Source organism: Leptospira stimsonii, assembly GCF_003545885.1.
GTDB lineage: Bacteria > Spirochaetota > Leptospiria > Leptospirales > Leptospiraceae > Leptospira > Leptospira stimsonii.
In genome coordinates, this window is record NZ_QHCT01000007.1 from 144263 (window position 1) to 165333 (window position 21071).

General features: G+C 45.8%; 18 protein-coding genes. 14 read left to right on the forward strand and 4 right to left on the reverse strand.

What is annotated here, in order from left to right; all coding sequences use genetic code 11:
- Positions 1-2 precede the first annotated feature (2 nt).
- The 11 genes from DLM75_RS20035 to DLM75_RS20090 all read left to right on the forward strand — a co-directional run bounded on the left by DLM75_RS20035 (position 3) and on the right by DLM75_RS20090 (position 13975).
- The gene (locus tag DLM75_RS20035) at positions 3-524 is read left to right on the forward strand and encodes a F0F1 ATP synthase subunit B (RefSeq protein ID WP_118970272.1); all 522 of its coding nucleotides are present in this window, start codon (positions 3-5) and stop codon (positions 522-524) included.
- 3 nt (positions 525-527) lie between these two features.
- A complete protein-coding gene (gene atpH / locus DLM75_RS20040) occupies positions 528-1088 on the forward strand; it encodes an ATP synthase F1 subunit delta (RefSeq protein WP_118970273.1) in 561 nt (186 codons plus the stop codon).
- Positions 1078-2589, forward strand: a complete 1512-nt coding sequence (atpA, locus tag DLM75_RS20045; protein ID WP_118970274.1) for a F0F1 ATP synthase subunit alpha — start codon at positions 1078-1080, stop codon at positions 2587-2589. The genes atpH and atpA overlap by 11 nt, the downstream gene beginning before the upstream one ends.
- A gap of 14 nt (positions 2590-2603) precedes the next feature.
- Entirely contained in the window at positions 2604-3464 is an 861-nt protein-coding gene (atpG, locus tag DLM75_RS20050; protein ID WP_118970275.1) for an ATP synthase F1 subunit gamma, read from the forward strand.
- A 24-nt stretch (positions 3465-3488) separates the two neighbouring features.
- Positions 3489-4892 (forward strand): F0F1 ATP synthase subunit beta, encoded by a 1404-nt coding sequence (atpD, locus tag DLM75_RS20055; protein ID WP_118970276.1) that lies wholly within the window; start codon positions 3489-3491, stop codon positions 4890-4892.
- Between the two features lie 6 nt (positions 4893-4898).
- Positions 4899-5282 (forward strand): ATP synthase F1 subunit epsilon, encoded by a 384-nt coding sequence (gene atpC / locus DLM75_RS20060; protein WP_118970277.1) that lies wholly within the window; start codon positions 4899-4901, stop codon positions 5280-5282.
- 83 nt (positions 5283-5365) lie between these two features.
- A complete protein-coding gene (locus DLM75_RS20065; RefSeq protein ID WP_118970278.1) occupies positions 5366-5647 on the forward strand; it encodes an SLBB domain-containing protein in 282 nt (93 codons plus the stop codon).
- A 9-nt stretch (positions 5648-5656) separates the two neighbouring features.
- On the forward strand, positions 5657-8920 hold the full coding sequence (locus tag DLM75_RS20070) for a midas domain-containing protein (RefSeq protein WP_167731792.1): 3264 nt from the start codon (positions 5657-5659) through the stop codon (positions 8918-8920).
- A 3-nt stretch (positions 8921-8923) separates the two neighbouring features.
- Positions 8924-11146, forward strand: coding sequence for a GAF domain-containing protein (locus tag DLM75_RS20075; protein ID WP_118970279.1), 2223 nt, complete (start codon positions 8924-8926; stop codon positions 11144-11146).
- Between the two features lie 9 nt (positions 11147-11155).
- Complete coding sequence (locus DLM75_RS20080; RefSeq protein ID WP_118970280.1) at positions 11156-12577, forward strand: MBOAT family O-acyltransferase; 1422 nt, start codon at positions 11156-11158, stop codon at positions 12575-12577.
- A gap of 243 nt (positions 12578-12820) precedes the next feature.
- On the forward strand, positions 12821-13975 hold the full coding sequence (locus DLM75_RS20090; RefSeq protein ID WP_241547997.1) for a hypothetical protein: 1155 nt from the start codon (positions 12821-12823) through the stop codon (positions 13973-13975).
- A gap of 122 nt (positions 13976-14097) precedes the next feature.
- On the opposite strand, the gene DLM75_RS20095 is transcribed toward DLM75_RS20090, so the two are convergent.
- The 4 genes from DLM75_RS20095 to DLM75_RS20115 form a co-directional block, all read right to left on the reverse strand.
- Positions 14098-14787, reverse strand: coding sequence for a DNA alkylation repair protein (locus DLM75_RS20095; protein ID WP_174715100.1), 690 nt, complete (start codon positions 14785-14787; stop codon positions 14098-14100).
- A gap of 454 nt (positions 14788-15241) precedes the next feature.
- Positions 15242-15661 (reverse strand): hypothetical protein, encoded by a 420-nt coding sequence (locus DLM75_RS20105; protein WP_118970284.1) that lies wholly within the window; start codon positions 15659-15661, stop codon positions 15242-15244.
- 153 nt (positions 15662-15814) lie between these two features.
- Complete coding sequence (locus tag DLM75_RS20110) at positions 15815-16501, reverse strand: DUF1361 domain-containing protein (protein ID WP_118970285.1); 687 nt, start codon at positions 16499-16501, stop codon at positions 15815-15817.
- A 91-nt stretch (positions 16502-16592) separates the two neighbouring features.
- Complete coding sequence (locus DLM75_RS20115; protein WP_118970286.1) at positions 16593-18155, reverse strand: Ppx/GppA phosphatase family protein; 1563 nt, start codon at positions 18153-18155, stop codon at positions 16593-16595.
- A 190-nt stretch (positions 18156-18345) separates the two neighbouring features.
- Here DLM75_RS20115 and DLM75_RS20120 point away from each other — a divergent pair, with 190 nt between their 5' ends.
- The 3 genes from DLM75_RS20120 to mreD all read left to right on the forward strand — a co-directional run bounded on the left by DLM75_RS20120 (position 18346) and on the right by mreD (position 21070).
- The gene (locus DLM75_RS20120; RefSeq protein WP_010574148.1) at positions 18346-19368 is read left to right on the forward strand and encodes a rod shape-determining protein; all 1023 of its coding nucleotides are present in this window, start codon (positions 18346-18348) and stop codon (positions 19366-19368) included.
- An 83-nt stretch (positions 19369-19451) separates the two neighbouring features.
- A complete protein-coding gene (mreC, locus tag DLM75_RS20125; protein WP_118970287.1) occupies positions 19452-20561 on the forward strand; it encodes a rod shape-determining protein MreC in 1110 nt (369 codons plus the stop codon).
- Positions 20558-21070, forward strand: a complete 513-nt coding sequence (gene mreD / locus DLM75_RS20130; protein WP_118970288.1) for a rod shape-determining protein MreD — start codon at positions 20558-20560, stop codon at positions 21068-21070. Before mreC ends, mreD begins: the two co-directional genes overlap by 4 nt.
- The last annotated feature ends 1 nt before the right edge of the window (position 21071 follow it).

Consider the following 21071-nt stretch of genomic DNA (forward strand, 5'->3'; position numbering starts at 1 on the left):
ACTTGGTACTCTTAGCTGCTAAGGGATTAAGCCTCCTAGATGTAAACCCGGGTCTGGTAGTCTGGACTCTGGTTACCTTTCTAGTCGTAGTCTTAGTTCTGAAAAAGTTTGCCTGGGATGTAATTCTGAAGGCGCTCGATGAAAGAGCGGAAACCGTTCAGAACGACATCAAAAAGGCCTCAGAACTCCGTTCGGAAGCGGAAGCTCTCCTGAAGGATTACGAAGCTAGGTTGAACTCTGCCAAAGATGAGGCGAACGCGATCATTGCGGAAGCCAAGTCGGATGCGCTGAAACTGAAGAACAAACTTCTCGAAGAAACCAATTCGGAAGTGAAGGCTCAGAAAGATCAGGCAGTGAAAGAGATCGAACTTGCTAAAGGAAAGGCTTTGGAACAATTGCAATCACAGATAGTCGAGATGAGTATCTCCGTTGCAAGCAAGGTTCTTGAAAAACAACTGAAGGCCGAAGACTACAAAGCTTTTGTTGAAAAAGAACTAGAACAACTCAAAAAATTGAGCGCATAAACAATGAACGACTCCGGTGTCTCGAAAATATACGCGTCCGCCCTTTTGGGAGCAAGCAATGCCCCGGAAGAAGTGGAACAGGAACTCGCGGATTTAGTTCAGCTCCTTTTTCAAGAAGATAAGGTCAGGAATTTCTTTCTTTCTCCGGTCGTTTCGATCGAGGAAAAAGAAGCGATTCTTGTAAAAAATCTCCGGGGGAAAGTATCGGAAATAACTCTGAATTTTCTCGGAGTGCTTTTAAACAAAGGAAGATTCATTAGTCTTCCCGAGATCCAAAAACAATTCACAGAAGAGCTGGATAAGAAGAAAGGAAGAGTTCGTGCGCAAGTAAGAAGTTATCCTTCTTTAGAACCTTCTCAACTTACCAAACTCGGATCCATTCTTACGGAAAGATTCAAATCAGAATTCATTCTGGAAGCTACAGAAGATAAAACTCTTCTGGGTGGATTTGTCGTAAAATTCAATGACTTAAAAATCGAAAAGTCAATCGCTTCCCAGCTCAAGGAAATCAAGAAAGCCATGCTGGAAAAGAAATTACCGGTTGGAGCCATCTATGAAAATTAAAACAGACGAAATCACGTCCGTTCTCAAACAGGAAATTTTAAATTATAAGAAAGATCTCAGTGTCGAAGAAGTCGGTACGGTTTTAGAAATCGGAGACGGAATCGCCAGAGTATACGGACTCAAGAATGTGATGTCCGGTGAGATGGTGGAATTTCAAAACGGAATCTTCGGACAGGCGTTCAACCTCGAAGAAAATTCGGTGGGTGTGGTCGTTTACGGAAACTACCTCGAAATCCAAGAAGGATTCACCGTAAAAAGAACCAACCGAATTCTCGAAGTTCCGGTAGGTCCTGAACTTCTCGGTCGCGTAGTAAACCCGTTAGGTGAACCCCTCGACGGAAAGGGTCCGATCAACGCAAAGCTCACGAGACCGGTGGAATCTCCAGCACCTGGAATCGCGATGAGACAACCCGTCGGCGAGCCGATGCAAACCGGTATCAAAGCGATCGACGCGATGATTCCAGTAGGGCGCGGTCAGAGAGAGTTGATCATCGGTGACCGTGGAACCGGAAAAACTTCCATCGCCCTCGATACAATCATCAATCAAAAAGGAACCGGTGTTGTCTGCGTTTACGTGGCGATCGGTCAGAAAGCGTCCACTGTGGCTTCCACCGTGGAAATGCTCCGCAACAAAGGCGCTCTCGAATATACGATCGTAGTTTCCGCAACCGCCGCGGAACCCGCTCCGCTTCAATACATCGCTCCTTATTCAGGATGTAGTATGGCGGAATACTTTATGTATAACGAAAAGAAAGCGACCCTCGTAGTTTACGATGACCTTTCGAAACAAGCGGTTGCTTATCGTCAGATGTCTCTTCTTCTTCGTCGCCCTCCGGGTCGGGAAGCGTATCCAGGAGACGTATTCTATCTTCACTCCAGACTTCTCGAGAGAGCGGCGAAACTCGACGACAAATACGGCGCGGGTTCTTTGACTGCACTTCCTATCATCGAGACTCAGGAAGGTGAGGTTTCCGCTTACATTCCTACAAACGTAATTTCAATTACGGACGGACAGATTTATCTTCAGTCCAACTTGTTCGCATCCGGTAACCGTCCTGCGGTAGACGTAGGGATTTCGGTTTCCCGGGTCGGTTCTGCGGCGCAGATCAAAGCGATGAAACAAGTAGCCGGAAAGATGAAACTCGAACTCGCACAGTTCCGCGACTTGGAAGCATTCGCTCAGCTCGGAACCGAGCTCGATCCTGCTACACAAGCACAGCTCGATCGTGGGAATCGAATCGTACAAATGCTCAAACAACCGGTATCTTCTCCGTTCCCGGTAGAAGAACAAGTTGTGGAAATTTTCGCGGTGACTCGCGGTTTTATGGATAAGATTCCTGTGGCGAAAGTTCAGGAATACGGTAAATTTCTCTTAACCACGATCAAAGAAAAATACAGCGAAGTTTTGGAAGCAATCCGCAAAGAAAAGAAAATCTCCGACGAAGAAAAACTCGGCGAAGTTCTAAGCGCAATCGCTGAAGAATTCTTAAGAAAGCACTGAGATAGAGGTTCGCTTTGGCAACTCCAAGGGAAATAAAGAAAAGAATCACCTCGGTCAAGAACACGAGAAAGATCACCCGGACGATGGAAATGGTCTCGACGGCCAAGTCCAAAAAGATCAGCGATCGGGTGAACGCTTCTCATCCTTTTTCCAATAAGATCAAGGAGCTTGTGTCTTCTCTCGCGTCTCTGAGCGGAGTCGTTCACAGCCCTTACTTAAGAAGACCGGACAAGATTAAGAACGTAGCTCTTCTCGTGATCACCGCGAATCGAGGTCTCTGCGGAGGATACAATTCCAACGTAAACAGACTTGCGAAAGCGAAGGTCACAGAATGGAAGAAGGAAGGGGTTGGTGTAAGACTCTTTATCGTCGGGAAGAAGGGGATCTCCTTTTTCCGATTTGCGGGTGAGAAGGCCGAAAAGACTTTCACTCACATCGACGACAAGGCCGGATACAAGGAAGCCGAAGAATTCGCGAATCTCTTTTTGGAATTATTCGCTAAGGAAGAAGTGGACGCGGTGGAAATCGCATCTACGGTTTATTATTCTTCCGCGTCACAAAAACCGGAAGTGACCAGAGTGCTTCCGTTCGAAGTGTCGAAAGATGGAAACGTAAACGACATGATCGCATACGAGCCGAGCCCTGCGCTTGTTCTCGAATCGCTACTTCCTCTTGTCGTAAAGACCGCATTCTTAAAGGCGATCCTCGAAGCCAATTGCTCCGAGCAGATTGCAAGAAGAATTGCGATGAAGTCCGCGACGGACGCGGCTTCGGAAATGATCAAACTGCTCACTCGCGGATACAACCGTGTAAGACAGGCAAAAATTACTCAGGAAATTTCTGAGATTGTTGCCGGAGCGGACTCACTGAACTAATCACATCGTATTGGAGCGACTTGGATGAATAAAGGTAAAATCAAGCAGATCATCGGATCCGTTTTGGACATCGAGTTCGAAGGCGGAGAACTTCCTGAAATTTATAACGCACTAGAAATCGAGGCTACCGTTTCCGGAAAAAAAGAAACGATCATCGCGGAAGTGCAGACTCATATCGGCGGAAAAGCGGTGCGCGCGATCGCTCTTTCCTCTACGGACGGTTTGATCCGCGGTCAAGAAGTGACGAACACCGGAAAACCGATCAGCGTTCCCGTCGGAGAAGCGACTCTGGGAAGAATCTTCAACGTTCTCGGGAAAACAATCGACGAAGGTCCTGCGATCACAGTAAAAGAAACTCGTCCGATTCATAGACCGGCTCCCGCTTTCGACGAACTCACTTCCAAAACGGAAGTTTTCGAAACAGGAATCAAGGTCATCGATCTTCTCGCTCCTTACATAAAGGGTGGAAAGACCGGTCTTTTCGGCGGTGCCGGGGTTGGTAAAACGGTCCTCATCCAAGAGCTCATCAACAACATCGCAAAACAACACGGTGGTTTCTCCGTATTCGCCGGAGTAGGGGAAAGAACTCGGGAAGGAAACGACCTTTGGAGAGAGATGAAAGAATCCGGGGTTATCGACAAGACCGTTCTTTGTTACGGTCAGATGAACGAGCCTCCCGGCGCTCGTCTTCGTGTTGCGTTATCCGCTCTTACGATGGCGGAACACTTCCGCGATTCCATCGGAACCGACGTCCTTCTTTTCGTGGATAACATCTTCCGATTCTCTCAAGCAGGTTCCGAAGTATCGGCTCTCTTGGGACGGATGCCTTCCGCCGTAGGTTATCAGCCGACTCTTTCCACGGAAATGGGTGCACTTCAAGAAAGGATTACTTCCACTAAAAAAGGTTCGATCACTTCCGTTCAGGCGATCTACGTTCCTGCGGACGACTTGACCGACCCCGCTCCCGCAAACGCGTTCGCTCACTTGGATGCGACTACGGTTCTTTCTCGTGCGATCTCCGATAAAGGGATTTATCCTGCGGTGGATCCGCTCGATTCTACTTCTCGCGTGATGAACGCGCAAGTTCTTGGAGAAGAGCACTACACCGTTGCACGGGAAGTGCAAAGAATTCTTCAAAGATACAAGGATCTGCAAGATATCATCGCGATCTTAGGTATGGACGAACTTTCCGAAGACGACAAGGTTCTTGTAGCGAGAGCGAGAAAGATAGAAAAATTCTTATCTCAACCTTTCCACGTCGCGGAAGTATTTACCGGAGCTCCTGGAAAATACGTAAAACTCGCCGACACCGTTCGTTCTTTCAAAGAAGTGATTTCCGGAAACTACGATCACCTTCCCGAGCAAGCGTTCTACATGGTTGGATCCATCGACGACGCGATCGAAAAAGCGAAAGGATACAAAGGATAATCGGAAATGTCCGCGAATAAACTGAACGTATCCGTAATCTCTCCCGAAAAGATCCTCTATAAGGGAGAGGTGGATTCTCTGGTCGTTCCGGGTAGCGAAGGATTTTTCGGAATCCTTCCCAACCACGCTCCTCTGGTAGCCGTTCTTGGGATCGGCGTACTCGAAATCCGCAAGGGGGAAAAAGTCAAAGTTCTCTCCGTTGAAGGCGGGTTTATCGAAGTGAAGGAAAATTCCATCAGCATTCTTACCGATCACGGCGCTCTGAAGGAAGACATCGATCTCCAAGCTGAGCAAAAAAATCTCTCCGAAGTTGAAAAACTTCCCCCTTCCGATTCTAAAAATCTTCTCCTCCAAAAAGCAAAAACCCGAATTTTAGTCGCATCGCGCTAACTTTTAGGGGTCCTCCGATCCGAAAATAGTAGCAGAGATTCCCTTTTCTCCGAATACAATGGAGAATTGGGATCGGAAGCTTTATGAGAACAACGATCCGAATCATCGGCTTATTGGTGTTATTTGTAAGCATAGGTTATCTTTTGAGAAGAAACCAGGATTGGGTTCGGAGTCTCTTCGAACCGGAAAGTATTTCCGCGGCGATTCGTGGGAACGTTCAAAATCCCGGAGTCTATCGTCTCAAACAGGGAGATACCTTAGAGGACTTATTGAAGATCGCGGGCGGCTTTAAAAAACCTTCGCAGACGCAACCGGACTTGAACCGTGAAATCCTGGACGGTCAGGTCATCGAATTGAAAGAATGATAGAGGAAGATGGCGGAAGACTACGACATGATAAAGGACGATAACGCTCCCGGTGGAGGAGACCAGGATTCCGGTATGGACGAATTGCAGTTCGATGATATCGATTCTATGCTCGCTTCCGGTGAACCGGAATCCGCTTCCAAAAGCGGATTAGACGACTTATCGATCGAAGCCGATCCGTTAGAAAGCCTCGTTGCGAGTTCGGGAGAAGACTATTCTTCCAGCTTCGAAAACGACTTTTCCTTTCACCCCGAAGAAAGTTCTTCGAACGATACAAGCGGGGACGATTCTCTGGATCTGGAATTAACCGATCCACTCATAGACGCAGAAATAGATAAATTATTAGACATCAGCGAAATTTCAAAACCGAACAAAGCCAATCTTTCCCAATTGGAATCCGACGATTCCTTTTTTATCCCGGCGGATGAGAATGAAACTTCCGATCAGGATTTTTCGGAACTCGACAGCTATCTTACCGAAGAGCCGGATGCGATCAGCTTCGGAGAAGAATTGGACGATCTGGAAGATTTCGGTTTAACGGATTTAGACGACGAAGGTCCGATTTCTCTTCACGAAGACGATCTGCAAGGAGTCAAACCCGATTTCTCCTTACAAGACTTTCACGTCGAAGACGAACAACAGGAAGGACTTGATCACGGAGATCTTTCCTTTGACGAAGACGATTTTTTAAACGAAGAAGAAGGACCAATTTCTCTTTCCGAAGACGAACTCGGTGCGATCGGAGCTACGGAATCCCCTCTCGCGGATTTCTCTCATCCCGACGCCGGAGAAGAAGAATCGATCGCGCTTTCCGGATCCGAACTCGACGGGATCTTAGATTCCGATGACAAAACGGATTGGGGTTCTCCTTCGCTCGATACGTTAGACGATCTTGACGAGGACGGACCGATCTCATTGAGCGGGAACGAACTCGACGACATTCTTAGTTCTCCGAGTGAACGAACACCACAGCCGATCAGCCGCCAAACGGAAGAAGACGAACTTCCCGATTTTATCACCCACCACGACGAACCGGAGACGGATGATGAAGGTCCGATCGCGCTTTCCGAAGACGAACTCGGAAATCTACTCGCGGACAACTCGGGAGAGGACTCGAACGAACCCCTCGATTCTTTTCCGGATCTCGATATCGGAGGGGAAGAATCGACTTCTTTTGCTCCGGATTTTACCCTCGACGAAGAGGACGGGGAACCGATCTCTCTTTCTCTCGATGAGCTTGATCACATACAATCCGACGTTTCTCCGTTAGGTGAAAGCGCACCCGATTCTTTTGAAAACGGAGACTTCGAGCTTCCGCCGGAAGAATCCGTTTTGGAAACGGAGGACAACGAACCGATCGCCTTGTCCGAAGAGGAACTCGGAAATCTTCTCTCCGACGATTCCGGATCGGAAGAATTGGAAAGTAAAGACGGATTTTCAGACCTTTTACACGACGATACTTTACCGGAAGATTCCGGTTCCATGTTCGGCGGAGACGATTCTTTTACCCTTCCCGTTGAACAAGACTTAGGCGGCCCTGACGAATTCGGTTTGGAAGAGGAAACGTCGCCGGATCATTCCGACTTCGCATTCGAACCGATCGATTCGATAAAGGAACTCGACGAGACGGAAGACAACGAACCGATCGCTCTGTCCGAAGAAGAACTCGGAAATCTTCTCTCCGATGATAAAGAAGCCGATAAAGCGGGGTCTCTATTTGATGAGGCTTCCTCAGAGGAAGACGACCTCATTTCTTTACCCGTCAGCGAATTGGACGAGTTAGGCGAAGTTTCGGAAACGGCTACGGTCGATGACGACGCCTTCGCCCTGGACGATTTTGAACTTCCAACGAATGATTTGGATGCGTTAGAATCCACAAGCCCTTCTTCCCTGGAAGACGACGAGGGTCCGATCGCACTTTCGGACGACGAACTTGGAAATCTTTTATCTACTGAATCCACGGATGCGGAAGATTCTTCTGCTTTCGATTTCGAGCCGAGCCAAACTACGGTTTTGGATGAGAATGACGACGAAGGTCCGATCGCACTTTCGGACGACGAACTTGGAAATCTTTTATCGACTGAATCCACGGATTCAGAAGATTCTTCTGCTTTCGATTTCGAGCCGAGCCAAACTTCGATCTTGGATGAGAATGACGACGAGGGTCCGATCGCACTTTCGGACGACGAACTTGGAAATCTTTTATCTACTGAATCCTCGGATGCAGAAGATTCTTCTGCTTTCGATTTCGAGCCGAGCCAAACTACGGTTTTGGATGAGAATGACGACGAAGGTCCGATCGCACTTTCGGACGATGAACTTGGAAATCTTTTATCGACTGAATCCACGGATTCAGAAGATTCTTCCGCTTTCGATTTCGAGCCGAGCGAAACTTCGATCTTGGATGCGGAAGATGCGGATGAACCGATCGCACTTTCCACCGATGAGTTGGATCACTTGCTTACGGATCAACCGGAAGCGAGTGTGGAGGAAGAATTCCCGGGAGCGGATTCCGAAATCGATTGGGATGCGCCTCTTTCCGAACCGGGAGAAGTTCCTTTAGAAGACGAAGAACCGATTGCCCTTTCGACGGACGAACTCGACCATCTTCTCACAGATAACGGAGAGGCTCCGTCAGAGGATTTTCCGGGAGCGGACTCGGAAATCGATTGGGACGCGCCTCTTTCCGAACCGGGAGAAGTTCCTCTCGAAGACGAGGAACCGATCGCGCTCTCGATTGACGAGCTTGATCATATTCTTACGGAAGATGGATCCGAGACTTCTCACGAAGAGGAGGAAGGACCGATCGCCTTATCCGAAGACGAACTCGGGAACCTTCTCTCCGATTCAGAAACCCCTGTAGAAGGGGGAGAGGATTTAAGCGAGATCCTTGGCGAACTCCCGGCGTCTTCCGATCTGGACGCCTTCGGTTCCTTAGACGAAGACGTAGCACTTTCTCAACCCGGTTCTTCTCCGATCGTTCCTACTGCGGATACCGTTCCCGACGACGGAATGATCATCGTTTTGGACGAATACGCGGACGAAGAAGAACTTTCTCCGATGGAAGAGCTTCGCAAAACTCCGGATCAAACCGTGACACAACCCGCGGCGGGTGAGGGCGGTGAAACCACTCCTTCGAAAGAAGAGATGAAACGAATCATGACGTATCTGGACGAACTCCTCGGAAATCTTCCAGACGATCTCATTCGAGAGTTCTCCCAGTCGGATTATTTCGAACTTTATAAAAAACTAATGAAACAAATTGGTGTATGACCAATGGGTTTGTTAGAGAGGGTCAGCAAGTTAGTCAAATCCGATTCTACAGGCACGCCTTCTTCGATTTCTACGGAAGAGAAAAAATCGTTACTCAAAAAGTCGGAAGCGTTTCAGGGTAAAAAAAGTTTTTTTCAGCGTGCCCTCGGTATGCGAAACGAACCCGCCAGACTTGAACCTTCTTCGGAACCTATATTAGACCAACACACGACTCCGGAACTCACCGATCACGATGTCGATTCAGAATCTTCCTTTACCGAAGACTTTTCTCTTCCTGAGCTCGACGGAGATTCTCCTACGTTTGAAGCGGAAGATCTTCAGGCTGAGTTTCCGGATTCTACGTTTGAATCCTCAGATCACTCCTTTGATAACGGCGATCTGCTTGACCTTCCGGAAGATCTCGTGGAACCGGAAGGTGTCGCCAAAGAGGAGTTAGACGAAGATCCGTTTTCTTCCCTTGCCGATTCGAATGATGCCGAACCGGAAGACGATCTCTCTCTCGATGAACTTTTTGGTGAAGAATCTCAAGAAGAATCTCCGACGAAACCGGAAGCTCCCGTTGTGAAATCGGAAGAGGAACTGGAAGAAACCGAACTTCCGGCGAACTTGGACGAGGATCCTTTTAGCGATTGGGTGAAAGAAGCGGAACAAGAAGCCACTCGTACTCCTTCGAAAGTGGATTCGAAAGCCGCTTCCACCGAAAAAGGAGATTTCCTTTTCGACGATGATTCCAACTTCACGACGTCTCCAATCGATCTACAAATCGCTTCCCGTAAAAAATTAGAAAATTATATGTCCGTCTTCGAGATCAGCAAAGAGATCGGAGTCTCCACTGGCTTCGCGGACTTTTTCGAAAATCTCCTTTTCTCGATTATGGGCCAGATCGGCGCAGAATCGATCGGCATCTTCTCCTCCAAAAACGGAGACAAGGAATTCTTTCGTTTGGAGGATTATCAAGGAGAAGGTTTCAATCCGGAATGGACGATTTCTTCCGAAGACGAAATCTATCACGCGGTGCATAACGCAGGTTCCGTCTTGTACGCGAAAGAACTTATAAAGCCGACTCTTCCCGCAAAAGAACAAGAAATCTTAAAACAATCCAACGCTGAACTTCTCGTCGCGATTCGATACATGGACGATTTTTTCGGGATCATCATTTTGAGTAAGACGATCAGCGGTGAAGACTATACGATCGAGGATTTAGAATTCCTAAAAATCATCGGGGAGATCGCGGGCTCCGTCTATCGCAGAATTTTCGACACGGAACAACTTCATCAGGAAAATCAGAATCTCAAAGAAGTAATTCGCGCAAACGAATTGATCATTTCTCTCGCCAGAGATTTCGGCGCGATTAGAACTCTCGACGAGGCCTACGACAAGTTGATTTCCTCTTTTAAAGAGGAATTGAAGGTGAGAAGGGCGACGTTCATGATTTTGGACGGTCATACAAAGAACGAGTTCCGTGTTTTCGCTTCTAATCTTTTAACTCCGGAACACGTGGGTTCTTTCACTCTTCCTCTGGATAGTTCCATCGTCGGGATCGTTTCCAATATTCCCGGCGTATTCAGAATCGAAAATTTTAGAAAACATCCCGAGCTAATGCAGAAACTTTCCAACGATGAACTCGGCTTGATGTCCGATTTTATCGTCATTCCGTTTATCAATCTTCATTGGTTGGTGGGAATGTTGATCATACACGAGACCGATGTTCCGTGGACGGACAGCGATCGGGAAACCGCGGTTGGAATCTCCGAGGTATTGGCCCCCGTTTTTTCCAGCCTTCTCCTCATCCAAGAAAGGGATTCGGTATTCAAAGACCCGTTTAGCCCGGTGGAAGAAAAAATCGAGGATATGATCTTAAAAGCGGCCAGACTTGGTAGCTCTTTTAGTTTAACTATATTCAAAGTTCAGAATGTATCACGGATGGTGAAATTAAAAGGTTCCGGTTTTTTCGCTTCTTATAGCGAAGAACTTCGTAAGGCGATCCAGGAGAATCTTTCCGAGTCCGATTTTCATTATAGAATCGGGCAAGGAAAATACGCGGTTATTTTGGATGGAAAGGATCGAGAAGAAACGCAGATTCTCATCCGAAAAATAAAAAACAAACTAAACGACGCCGATCGTAGATCGAAAGACTTCCAAACTTCCGTGATTCAACATACTCTTTGTTATCCGGCGGATACGAAGGAAAAGGAAAGAATTCTCGAATTACTCGAAGAATCCTGATGAGAGAGAATGTTATTCAACTCTCTGAATTTTCTCGTATTCTTATTCGTCTTTTTACTTCTCTATTTTCGTTTCGGTAAACTCGGCCAGAATCGACTCCTATTTTTCGGCGGCCTTCTCTTTTACGGCTTTTGGAAAGCGGAGATGGTCCTTCTGCTTTTGTTTTGTATCGCGCTGAACTTTGCCGGAGGGATCTATCTCGGTAGAAAAAAGGGCGCCGACCAAAGAAGGATCTTCGTAGGGCTCATTTCCATCAACCTCGGGATTCTTATCTTTTTTAAATACATTCTTTTTTTATTAAGTATTTGGAACGATACCTTAGGGGCCGTTTTCCCAAAAGCCGGCATTCCTCTTCCTGAAATTTTGTTACCCGTCGGAATTTCTTTTTACACCTTTCACAACATCAGTTATCTTTCGGATATTCGATCCGGAAAAATATTTCCTTGCACCGATTTTATTCGGTTTGGCGTTTACGATCTCTTCTTTCCCCTGCTTCTCGCGGGTCCTATCGAAAGACCGGATTCTTTACTTCCTCAGATCGAAAACGAAAGAACGATCACTCCGAACGGATTTTTGTCCGGTGTCATTTTGTTCCTCTGGGGAATTTTTAAAAAAGTTTTTATCGGAGATCACCTCCTTCTTTTTACGGGGAAGGCGATGGAACCGAGTATGGAGCTCGCTCCGGGAATGATCCTTTGGATAGCGTTTTGTTTTGCCTTTCAGGTTTATGCCGATTTTAGCGGATATACCGATGCGGCTCGAGGTCTTGCGAAAATGCTTGGGTTTCGCCTAACGCTCAATTTTAATTTTCCGTTCATTTCTTCCAACCCTTCCGAATTTTGGAGGCGCTGGCATATTTCACTTTCCACGTGGCTTCGGGATTATCTCTATATTCCTCTCGGAGGAAATCGAGTTTCCGTTTTTAGGCAGAATATTAACTTGATGATCGTTTGGATCCTCGGCGGTCTCTGGCACGGGGCTACCTATGGTTACCTCGTTTGGGGCTGTTATTGCGGTCTACAGGTAGTCGGTTATAATCTTTTTCAAAAATACGTGCTTAGATTCCTTTCTTTGAATATTCCGATTTTAGAATGGAGTCTGAAATTGGCAGGAGTGATTTTGACTTTTTGGATGTTTGCCCTCGGATTGCTTTTGTTTCAGGTCCATTCTCCGAACGAACTTTGGAATTTTGTTTTGAACGTCACGAGCGGTTTTTATTGGAATTGGGTGATCGCAGGAAAACTTTTATTTCTTCTTTTTCCTCTTTTGATCGTGGAACCCTGGATGATCCTTTCCGGTGGCACCGATTCCTTTTTGGAAAAGATCGAAACAAAGCCTTTGCGATGGATTCCTCTTTCTTTCGGGGTCGTAGTTTTGTTTTTTCTTTTCGGGGTTTTTGAGAAGAAAGAATTTTTTTACTTTCAGTTTTAGATTGGATTAAACCGGAAAATGTTTTTCACACGAATCCGAAATCAAAACACGAAGTTGATGCGGCCCAAAAGTATTGGCTTGCATTCCTTTCTTTTCTTTCGTTACGATACTGCGTCCGAAGAAAAAAGAATCTTGAAAACAAAATCTGTAAAGGAGGAGACGAGGCAAATAAAAGATTCCATTTCTCTTCCCATTCTTTAACTTCCCGGAGATCGGTTGGAATTGTTTTATGCCTCACGTTGTATGAATTATAGAAATAGAATACTCATCGGAATTCTTTTTTTCGCCTTTCTCGTTTTGTTTCAGACGTTTTTTTTTCCTTTGCTTTTGCCGTTCCAAGAAAAAAATTCTTTTCTCTACGATCGACTTTCCCGTTTGGATCGGAATCTTTATACGGGCGCGGAACAAACGATTTCAAAAGCTCCGATCGTCTTTTTGGGGGATAGTCAGATCCTCTCCGGGATCCATCCGAAAGAACTCGGAGAGAAATTATCTCGACCGATCTGGTTTTTGCCTCGACCTTCGGAACAACCGGAGGGAATGCTTCTTCGTTTTAAAGAATATGAAAGAACGATCGGAATACAACCTGCGCTCGTCGTTGTCAACGGTTCTATTTTTTCCTTGTCGGATATGGATGTCGCGAGCGCTCATCGAAGTTTGGTTTTGAACTACGATTCATTTCACCCCGAATTGTTTCTGGAATCGAGTCTTCGAAATTTTTATGTTAAAAATCTTTCGTCCGGTCTTTTTTATCTTTTCGGAAGAATTTTTCCGTTTCTTCGTCTGAATGCATCCATGTCTACCGGAATCAAACTCGTAGGAGAGGGAGATGAATTCAGCTATTCCGAAAAAAAAATGGATGCACTCGTTTCCGGAAATCCATTTTTGAAATGGTCCAGGAATAAGGTTCGAAATCATTTTCTCGATTTAGAATATTCAAAAAATAAGGGATACATGGACTGGGCCCGGCTTTCGACTTATGACGGAATCTGTGTTCCGAATTCTAAACCGCAGGTTCTTCCCCCGAACGCAGAACTTGCAGTACAAAAGATCAGATCTTCCTCGTTAATGGCTTGGAAAGAATTGTTTCGATATCTCCGATCGCGTGGAGTGAAGGTTCTTGCGATTTCGCTCCCGTTTCGTCCCGATTTCGATTCCCGCCTGGGTTCTCTGCCACAGATGACGATCTGGGAATCGATTCTTATAGAAGAGGAAGTTTCTTATTGGAAATTAGGTAGTTCATTTTTTATCGATGAGGATTTCGGCGATTACACTCATCTCAATACCTGCGGGATGAAAAAACTTGTTCCGGTCTTGAGTCGGGAAATTTTCAATTCGTTGTCTGAATCTCCTTCGAAATCGGATGTCTCTGCGCTACGGATGTGGAGCGCGCGTTAGCGGTCTCCTCCTTTGAGGAGACCGAAGGCGTTAGCCGAAGCGCGGAACAAGCCGGGCCTGCGATTGATACGGGAGTTTTTATTTTTTAGTGAGAGTGGAGCAGGAGCGCCCAGGCTCTTCGCTTAACAACGAGCTTCTTTTTTCTTTGCTCCCAATTTTCCCATCCTCTTCATTTTTAGGATGTATTCTTCCGCATCCGGAACCTTGCACGCGGTATTTCCCATCAGAACCGTTACCTTGCCGATTTTTTTCGAGACTTTCAATGCCTCTTCCGTAAGTTTCGGATAAAATCCGCCGACCCCGATCACAAAGCCGTTCATACAATACTTCACTCTGTTTTGCGATTTGTGAATGTTCGATTCGACTCTCTTTAAGAGTTTTTGAATTTCCTTCGAATCGATTTGTTCATCCGGCGTGATCGAAAGAAGGCTTGTCAATGTGCTCCATCCGGATGAGGCGATACTTTCTTTGGGAGAATCGATCCATTCTTTGGCAAGTTCCCATCCGTACTTACTTTCGGCGGCGATCCAGGCGACGGTGCTTTCGCTGATCATCGGTGATCCGGAATTCTTTGCCCAGAATTGAAGATCCTTTTTTTGGATTTCTTTTTCGTCTGCGATCAGTCCCGCAAGATACATCGCATCCGCGTTTCCTGTTTTATAAAGTTCTAATGAAAGAGAATGATTCTTTTTGATTTTTTTCTGAAGCTTTTTTAGATCTCCGACCTTCACTCCGAACAGTGGCTCTTTCGCTCCGTGATTGAGAAATATTTTTTTTACACCTTCGGAACCCATCGATTCCAATTCTTTCATGATCTCGGCCGTATTCACTTTGATTGTCCTTTCTTTCTTTCGGAGTTGTTTTGCAAAAGAGAATTGAGTGAACGTGTTCCCATTCTTCTTCTTTTAAAAAATGTATATCCGTCATTTTACTCGTACCGGACTATAAGTCCGATTTCAACTAAAATTTTAGGAAGAACGTTGATTGGAACAATCGATAAAGCCCGAAAAAGGATGGAAACAAAGTTCACATCTTCTTTCGATCCTCCTGAAACGGATTCCGGATGGAATTATAGCGAAGTCTTCAATTCTTCTTCTAAGATTTTTTGAATGGCCTTTGCGTGCATCTTTTTTACGACCTTTTCCAGGATCGTGATTTCTTTCGATCTGAAAAAACCAAGGATACGCCGTAAGAAAATTTTGAGGCGGAGGTCGAATCGTTTTTTGCGGAGATGGCTTTGATATCTTTTCTTTCTACCACTTGTCTTCAACGGATCGGGATCGGAGTGTCATAGATCACAAATCGATTCGAATCCATCGAAATATGTGTCGAGTTGAAAGAATGATCCGCGATCACATACAACTCATAGGTCGGGATCGCGAGTATAAAGAACACGGTCGAAAGTTTGTCCACCGACCGAAACCTCAACATCTCGACGATGATTGTTCCCATTCCATAGAGAAGAACCGGAAGCAAGGCGAGAGAAGAAGGATCGTGTTTATCATAGGAACGTATCGTTCTATTTCTTTTTCTCCGAACGGAAAGTTTATCGGTTAAAATCGAATTCATGATTTTGAATGTTCCTTGAGAAATGGAGAGACATTGTTCCGCTTCAATTTTATCGATTTGATTCGCTATATTCAAGGGTTCTTTTTCGTTGCTCATTCTCTTTTCATGGCTCTTCATTCTCGAAATCCTTTGGTTTGGGGAAATGATTCCTAAATTTTAAAACGGGAACGCACAACGTATGGAGTCGTTTCGTTTTTTGAAAAAGGGATTTTTCAAGAACGGAAATTTTCACTCCAATCCGGAGGATCGGAGAAGAGCGAATTCCTTTTTTTAGGTTTCGCTTTTTTTAAAATGAGAAGAAAAGCGGGTCAAAGAGTAGACGATCAAATATCCGAAAAAGATCGAGATCGAAATCAGGATCAGAATTCCTAACAATCTTCGATTCTCTTGGATGCCGATCAGGATCTCCATCATATCTTCATAAAGTGCGAGAGGATTCGTAAGGATGTCCCAAGAATTCCATCTGTAAAATCTGCCGATATAAACTCCCAAAGCCGCGAGTGGTGCGACCGTTAAGACGAACATCCAGTTGATCACCGCGTTGAATTTGTCGTCCAATACGTTGTGGATGATTCGGAGCGATAGATAACCTGAAAAAAGTCCGTTCCAGGCGAATGAAAAAATCAACAAGATGTCGAACCAAAGCGGAATTCCGGACTTCGGTTTGAGGTGGATAAAATCGGAAACGATATACGGAGAATTGGGAAAGAAAACGAGCCAGACTAAAATTAGGAAAACAAAAATCAGATCGATCGATCTCTTGCGAATTTTATAATAGAACAGGAGAAAGTAGGCGATACAAACCGGGATCAACGCTAAGACCAAATTCCACTTTAGAAAAACGTAACTTTGTTTTCCCGAAATCGATACCCTCAATTCGATGAATAAGAGACTCAGAAGACAGGACAAGAATAAGGAAAGAGGCGGAAGCAATAGTGACGCGTGCTTGAGGTTCATATAAATTCCAACAATCTTCGATCCTTATTTTTTATAGAAAGTTCTCTTTTTTGTAAAAGCTAATTTCAAAATTCTTACTTTGATCATTCGTTTAAGGCGCCGAAGCAAATTCCACCGAGTAACCGTAGGTTTCCTCGAACGCGGACTTTTGTTCTTCGGCGGCCCAGATTTCCAAAGAAGGATCGTAACCCTTGCTCGTTTTTAACAAGAATCGGATCCGATTCTTTTCGATCTTGCAGATCACGTTCGGAACAAGTCCTCCTCGGTTTCGATTCAGCGCGGAGCTGATTCTTAAAATCGCGGAGAGTTGTCTTACGAGGGTTTGATTCTTTTCCGAAAGTCTGCTGTATTCCCTGTGTTTGATTCGAGGTGTATTCTTTCTGTGATAACGCGCGGTGAGAGCGATGATTTCAATTTCTAAAAACGTAAATCCCAAAAGCATTTCCGAATTTCGAATCATATAATAACTGTGTTTGTGATACGCCGAATGAGAGATCGATTGTCCGATCTCATGGAGCAAGGAAGCCGCTTCCAAAAGTTCCCTCTGTTCTTGTCCGAGTTTGTGAAGTCCTTTCAACTGATCGAAAATCTGAAGGCTCAATTCTGCGACGTGTCTTGAGTATTCTTCGTCCCTGGAAAAGGCGCGCATAAAGTTGTGAACGGATGTTTGACGGATATCATCCAAGTGTTTGGAATGTTCCGTATTTTCGAAGTGCTCCCATTTTCGAATCGTATCATAGACGATTCCTTCTCTGAGTGCGAATTCCGAAACCGTAAGACTTTGTACGTTTGCGAGGTCGAAGATTTCTTCGAGGATCAGAGTTCCACCTACGATGATGTCCGCGCGTTTTATGTCCAAACCGGGAATCTTAGCCCTTTTTTTGGAAGTGTCCGCTTCTAAGATGAGGTTCCTTATCTTCTTAAATTCAGGAGTTGAGAATTCAAAGTTGTTCAAAGAGATTTCTTCCGTTTCCCCTCTCGATGCAAGAATCATTCCTGCGATCGCTTGGATCGTCCCGGAAGAACCCACAACAAGATCCGGTTTTAAATCTCGGAGAATTTTTCGAAATGGAAGGAGCATTTCTTCGATATGAAGTCTGCACTTTCGGATATCCGAGTTGGACAACGTTTCTTCTCTAAAAAATTTTTCCGTGAGGCGGATGGCTCCCAACTTAAAACTTTTTGAAAAGAGTATGTTTCCTCTGTGTCCGACGAGCACTTCCGTGCTACCTCCGCCGATGTCGATCATCATGATCTTACGATCAAAAACGGGAATGCCTTGGAGGATTCCGAAGTAGATCAAACGGGCTTCTTCGTAACCGCTCACTACATCGATGGATATACCGGCTTCTTGATAGGCGGCTTCTAAGAATTCTTCCTGATTGGAAGCTTCTCGGAGCGCGCTCGTTGCGACCGCTCTGATCTCGGCTCCGGCGTTTTCCGCGAGAACCTTAAAACGTTTGAGACAATCGATCCCACGCTTAAAGGATTCGGAGTCGATTCCGCCGCCTTCTTGCAGACGATTGCCTAGACGTACCGATTCTTTTTCTCGGGCAACGGCTTCGAAAGTTCCGTTCGCCCGAACCCGAACGATGATCATGTGGAATGAATTGGTGCCTAGATCGATGGCGGCGAGAGGTTTTTCCTGAACCATGGTTGAACAGATTGCTTTCCCGCTAAAATCGAATCCAGCTTAATTTGTTTTCTCATTTTTTTGTTTTGCAGTTGCCGGGAACCCAACCGTTGAAATTATTGAAACCGTTCAAATAGGAAAGTTCTGCAGGAATTCCCGGTTTTAACAGATAATAAAGATAAATAACCTCCGCGGTTGAAAGGTACACGAAATGATATTTGATAATCTCTATGCCCTGTTTTCCAATGATATGGGAATTGACCTGGGGACGGCAAATACACTGGTGCATGTGAAAGGACAAGGGATCGTTCTTTCCGAGCCATCGGTTGTTGCGGTTCACGCGGCGACCGGAAAGGTGCTCGCAGTAGGGCAGGAAGCAAAACGGATGTTGGGAAGAACCCCGGGTGAGATCGTTGCGATCCGTCCGATGAAAGACGGTGTGATCGCCGACTTTGAAACCGTGGAAAAGATGATCCGTTATTTTATCGCAAAAGTGCACAATCGTACCACTTTTGTAAAACCAAGAATTGTGATCGGAGTTCCGTCCGGAATCACCGAGGTCGAAAGACGCGCCGTCCGCGAATCTGCGGAACAAGCGGGTGCGAGAGAAATATTCTTAATTGAAGAAGCGTTGGCCGCGGCGATCGGAGCGAACATCCCGATCAACGAGCCTGCGGGAAACATGATCGTGGATATCGGTGGTGGAACCACTGAAATCGCGGTAATCTCTCTCGGGGGAATGGTAATCGCAGAATCCATTCGTACGGGTGGAGACGAGTTCGACGAAGCGATCATCAAATATCTCAGAAACCAATACAATCTGGTCGTCGGAGAAAGAACCGCGGAAGATATCAAACTTACGATTGGAAACGCATATCCGGAAAAGAAAGCGGAGACGATGGAAGTTCGCGGTCGCGATGCAATTTCAGGACTTCCTAGAACCTTAGAATTAGAATCCAACGAAATCAGAAAGGCCTTGAAAGAGCCGACAGACGAAATCTTAGACGGAATCAAACGAGTTCTGGAAAGAACTCCACCCGAACTCGCATCCGATATCGTGGAAAGAGGAATCGTTCTTACCGGAGGGGGTTGTCTCCTTCGAGGACTCGAAACGTATCTTTCTAAAGAAACGGGGGTTCCGGTTTTCCGCGCGGAGAATCCGTTGACCTGTGTGGTTCTCGGAACCGGAAAGTATCTCGACGAGTTGAAATACATCAAACCGGGAATCCGTTAAGAAGTTCTCAAAAAGAACAAGATTAAGAATCCGGAACGATTTCCCGTTCCGGAACGAAAGCCGGGAGTGCAAAAGAAGATTCGATGTTATGGTTTCAACTCAGCCGAAGCAAAGAGACGGTCTCACTCCTCTTTTGTGTAATTTTCTCCATTCTTTCCCTAACATTCAGAAGTAACGTAATCGTTCGAGGAATCGCAAGCTTCCAAAGAGTCGGCGATATCGTTTCCGGATCCATCGATTCCTTCGGTGGATTTTTCAAAGGCGCATACAATAAGTTAGAATCGTTTGAAACCGTTCGCAAAGAAAGGGATTCTTGCGTTGCGGTCATGGAAGATTATAAACTTCTTCCTCAGGATTTGGAAAAAGCAAATCGTGAAAACGACACTCTTCGAAAAGAACTTCGTTTTCAGAGTCGTCAGAAATACTCCAGTCTCAAAGCAGAAGTTTTATCCGTTCGTTTAAACTCCATCTACAGAACTATCATCATCGACAAAGGATCCGACGCGGGAATCAAACCGTATATGCCCGTGACCGCAAGAGCCGTGGATCAAAAGGGCGCCATCATAGAAGCGTTAGTCGGAAAGGTAATCGCAGTCACCGGTGGCTCGGCTGTTGTGCAACCGCTCATCAACTCCAACTTCAACATGGGAGTTGCGATGCCCGATACAAATCTTTGGGCCAATCTTTCCGGAAACTCCGGAAGAGGAACGGAAGCTCTTTTGAATTATATCGATAGCGGAATCATCATCGATCCAAGAGTCTTCGGAGAATATCCGATGGGACCGAGTGAGATGATTCAATACACGGAATCCTTGAGTAAAATCGGAAAGCCGGTTTATACTTCCGGTGGCGGCGGCGTTTTTCCGGCGGGAATTCCGGTAGGAGTGATCACGGAAGAAGGACCGCGGAACGGAAGTTTTAAGAGCGCGTATCTCAAACCATTCGTTCGTTTTGAAATGCTCGAGAGTGTGACGATCCTTTTGAAACTTCCGGAAAAATGGCTCGAAACTTGGCCGGAAGGACAAAACATCACGATAGAAAATCCGTACTTCGGAGAACTCAATTATCCGGGAGAAGAAAAAATTCTCAAAGAAAATTCTTCCAAAAACCCGATGTCGCCTAACGGAAATAAGACGCAGACGAACGCTCCGAAAAATCCGGCTCTTCCTCCGAGCGAGGACGATTTGCAATGATCTTAGAAAAACTCGTTATCGCGGTCGGAATCCTGATCGCACACTTTTTAAACGGATCGAATCTTTTCGAGATCGGATCCGCGATCAAACCGGACTTTATGATTCTTCTCGTTTTATTTTTTGCATTGAGAAGGGGCCCTCTCTACGGTCTTTGGATCGGATTTTTCGGAGGACTTTTGACGGACTCGGGACTCGGAGGAGAAATCACTTCCGGGAACGTGGTCGCGTACAAGATCGGACTTCATTCTTTGACGTTTTGTCTGATCGGTTATTTAGTCGGAAAGTTTGCACGTTCTGCGTATCACGAGAATTATCTTTCGATCACGATCTATTCTTTGCTCATCACGTTTATCACGAGAGTTGCGACATATTATCTATTCTCCCTTTTCTTTCATGAGAATATGAGTTATTCCTTATTCTTTACTTCGATCTTCAACGCGCTCATCGCTCCCGCTTTTTTCTACGCTCTGACTTGGATCTACCAGTTGGATCACATGGGGGACGCGTAAG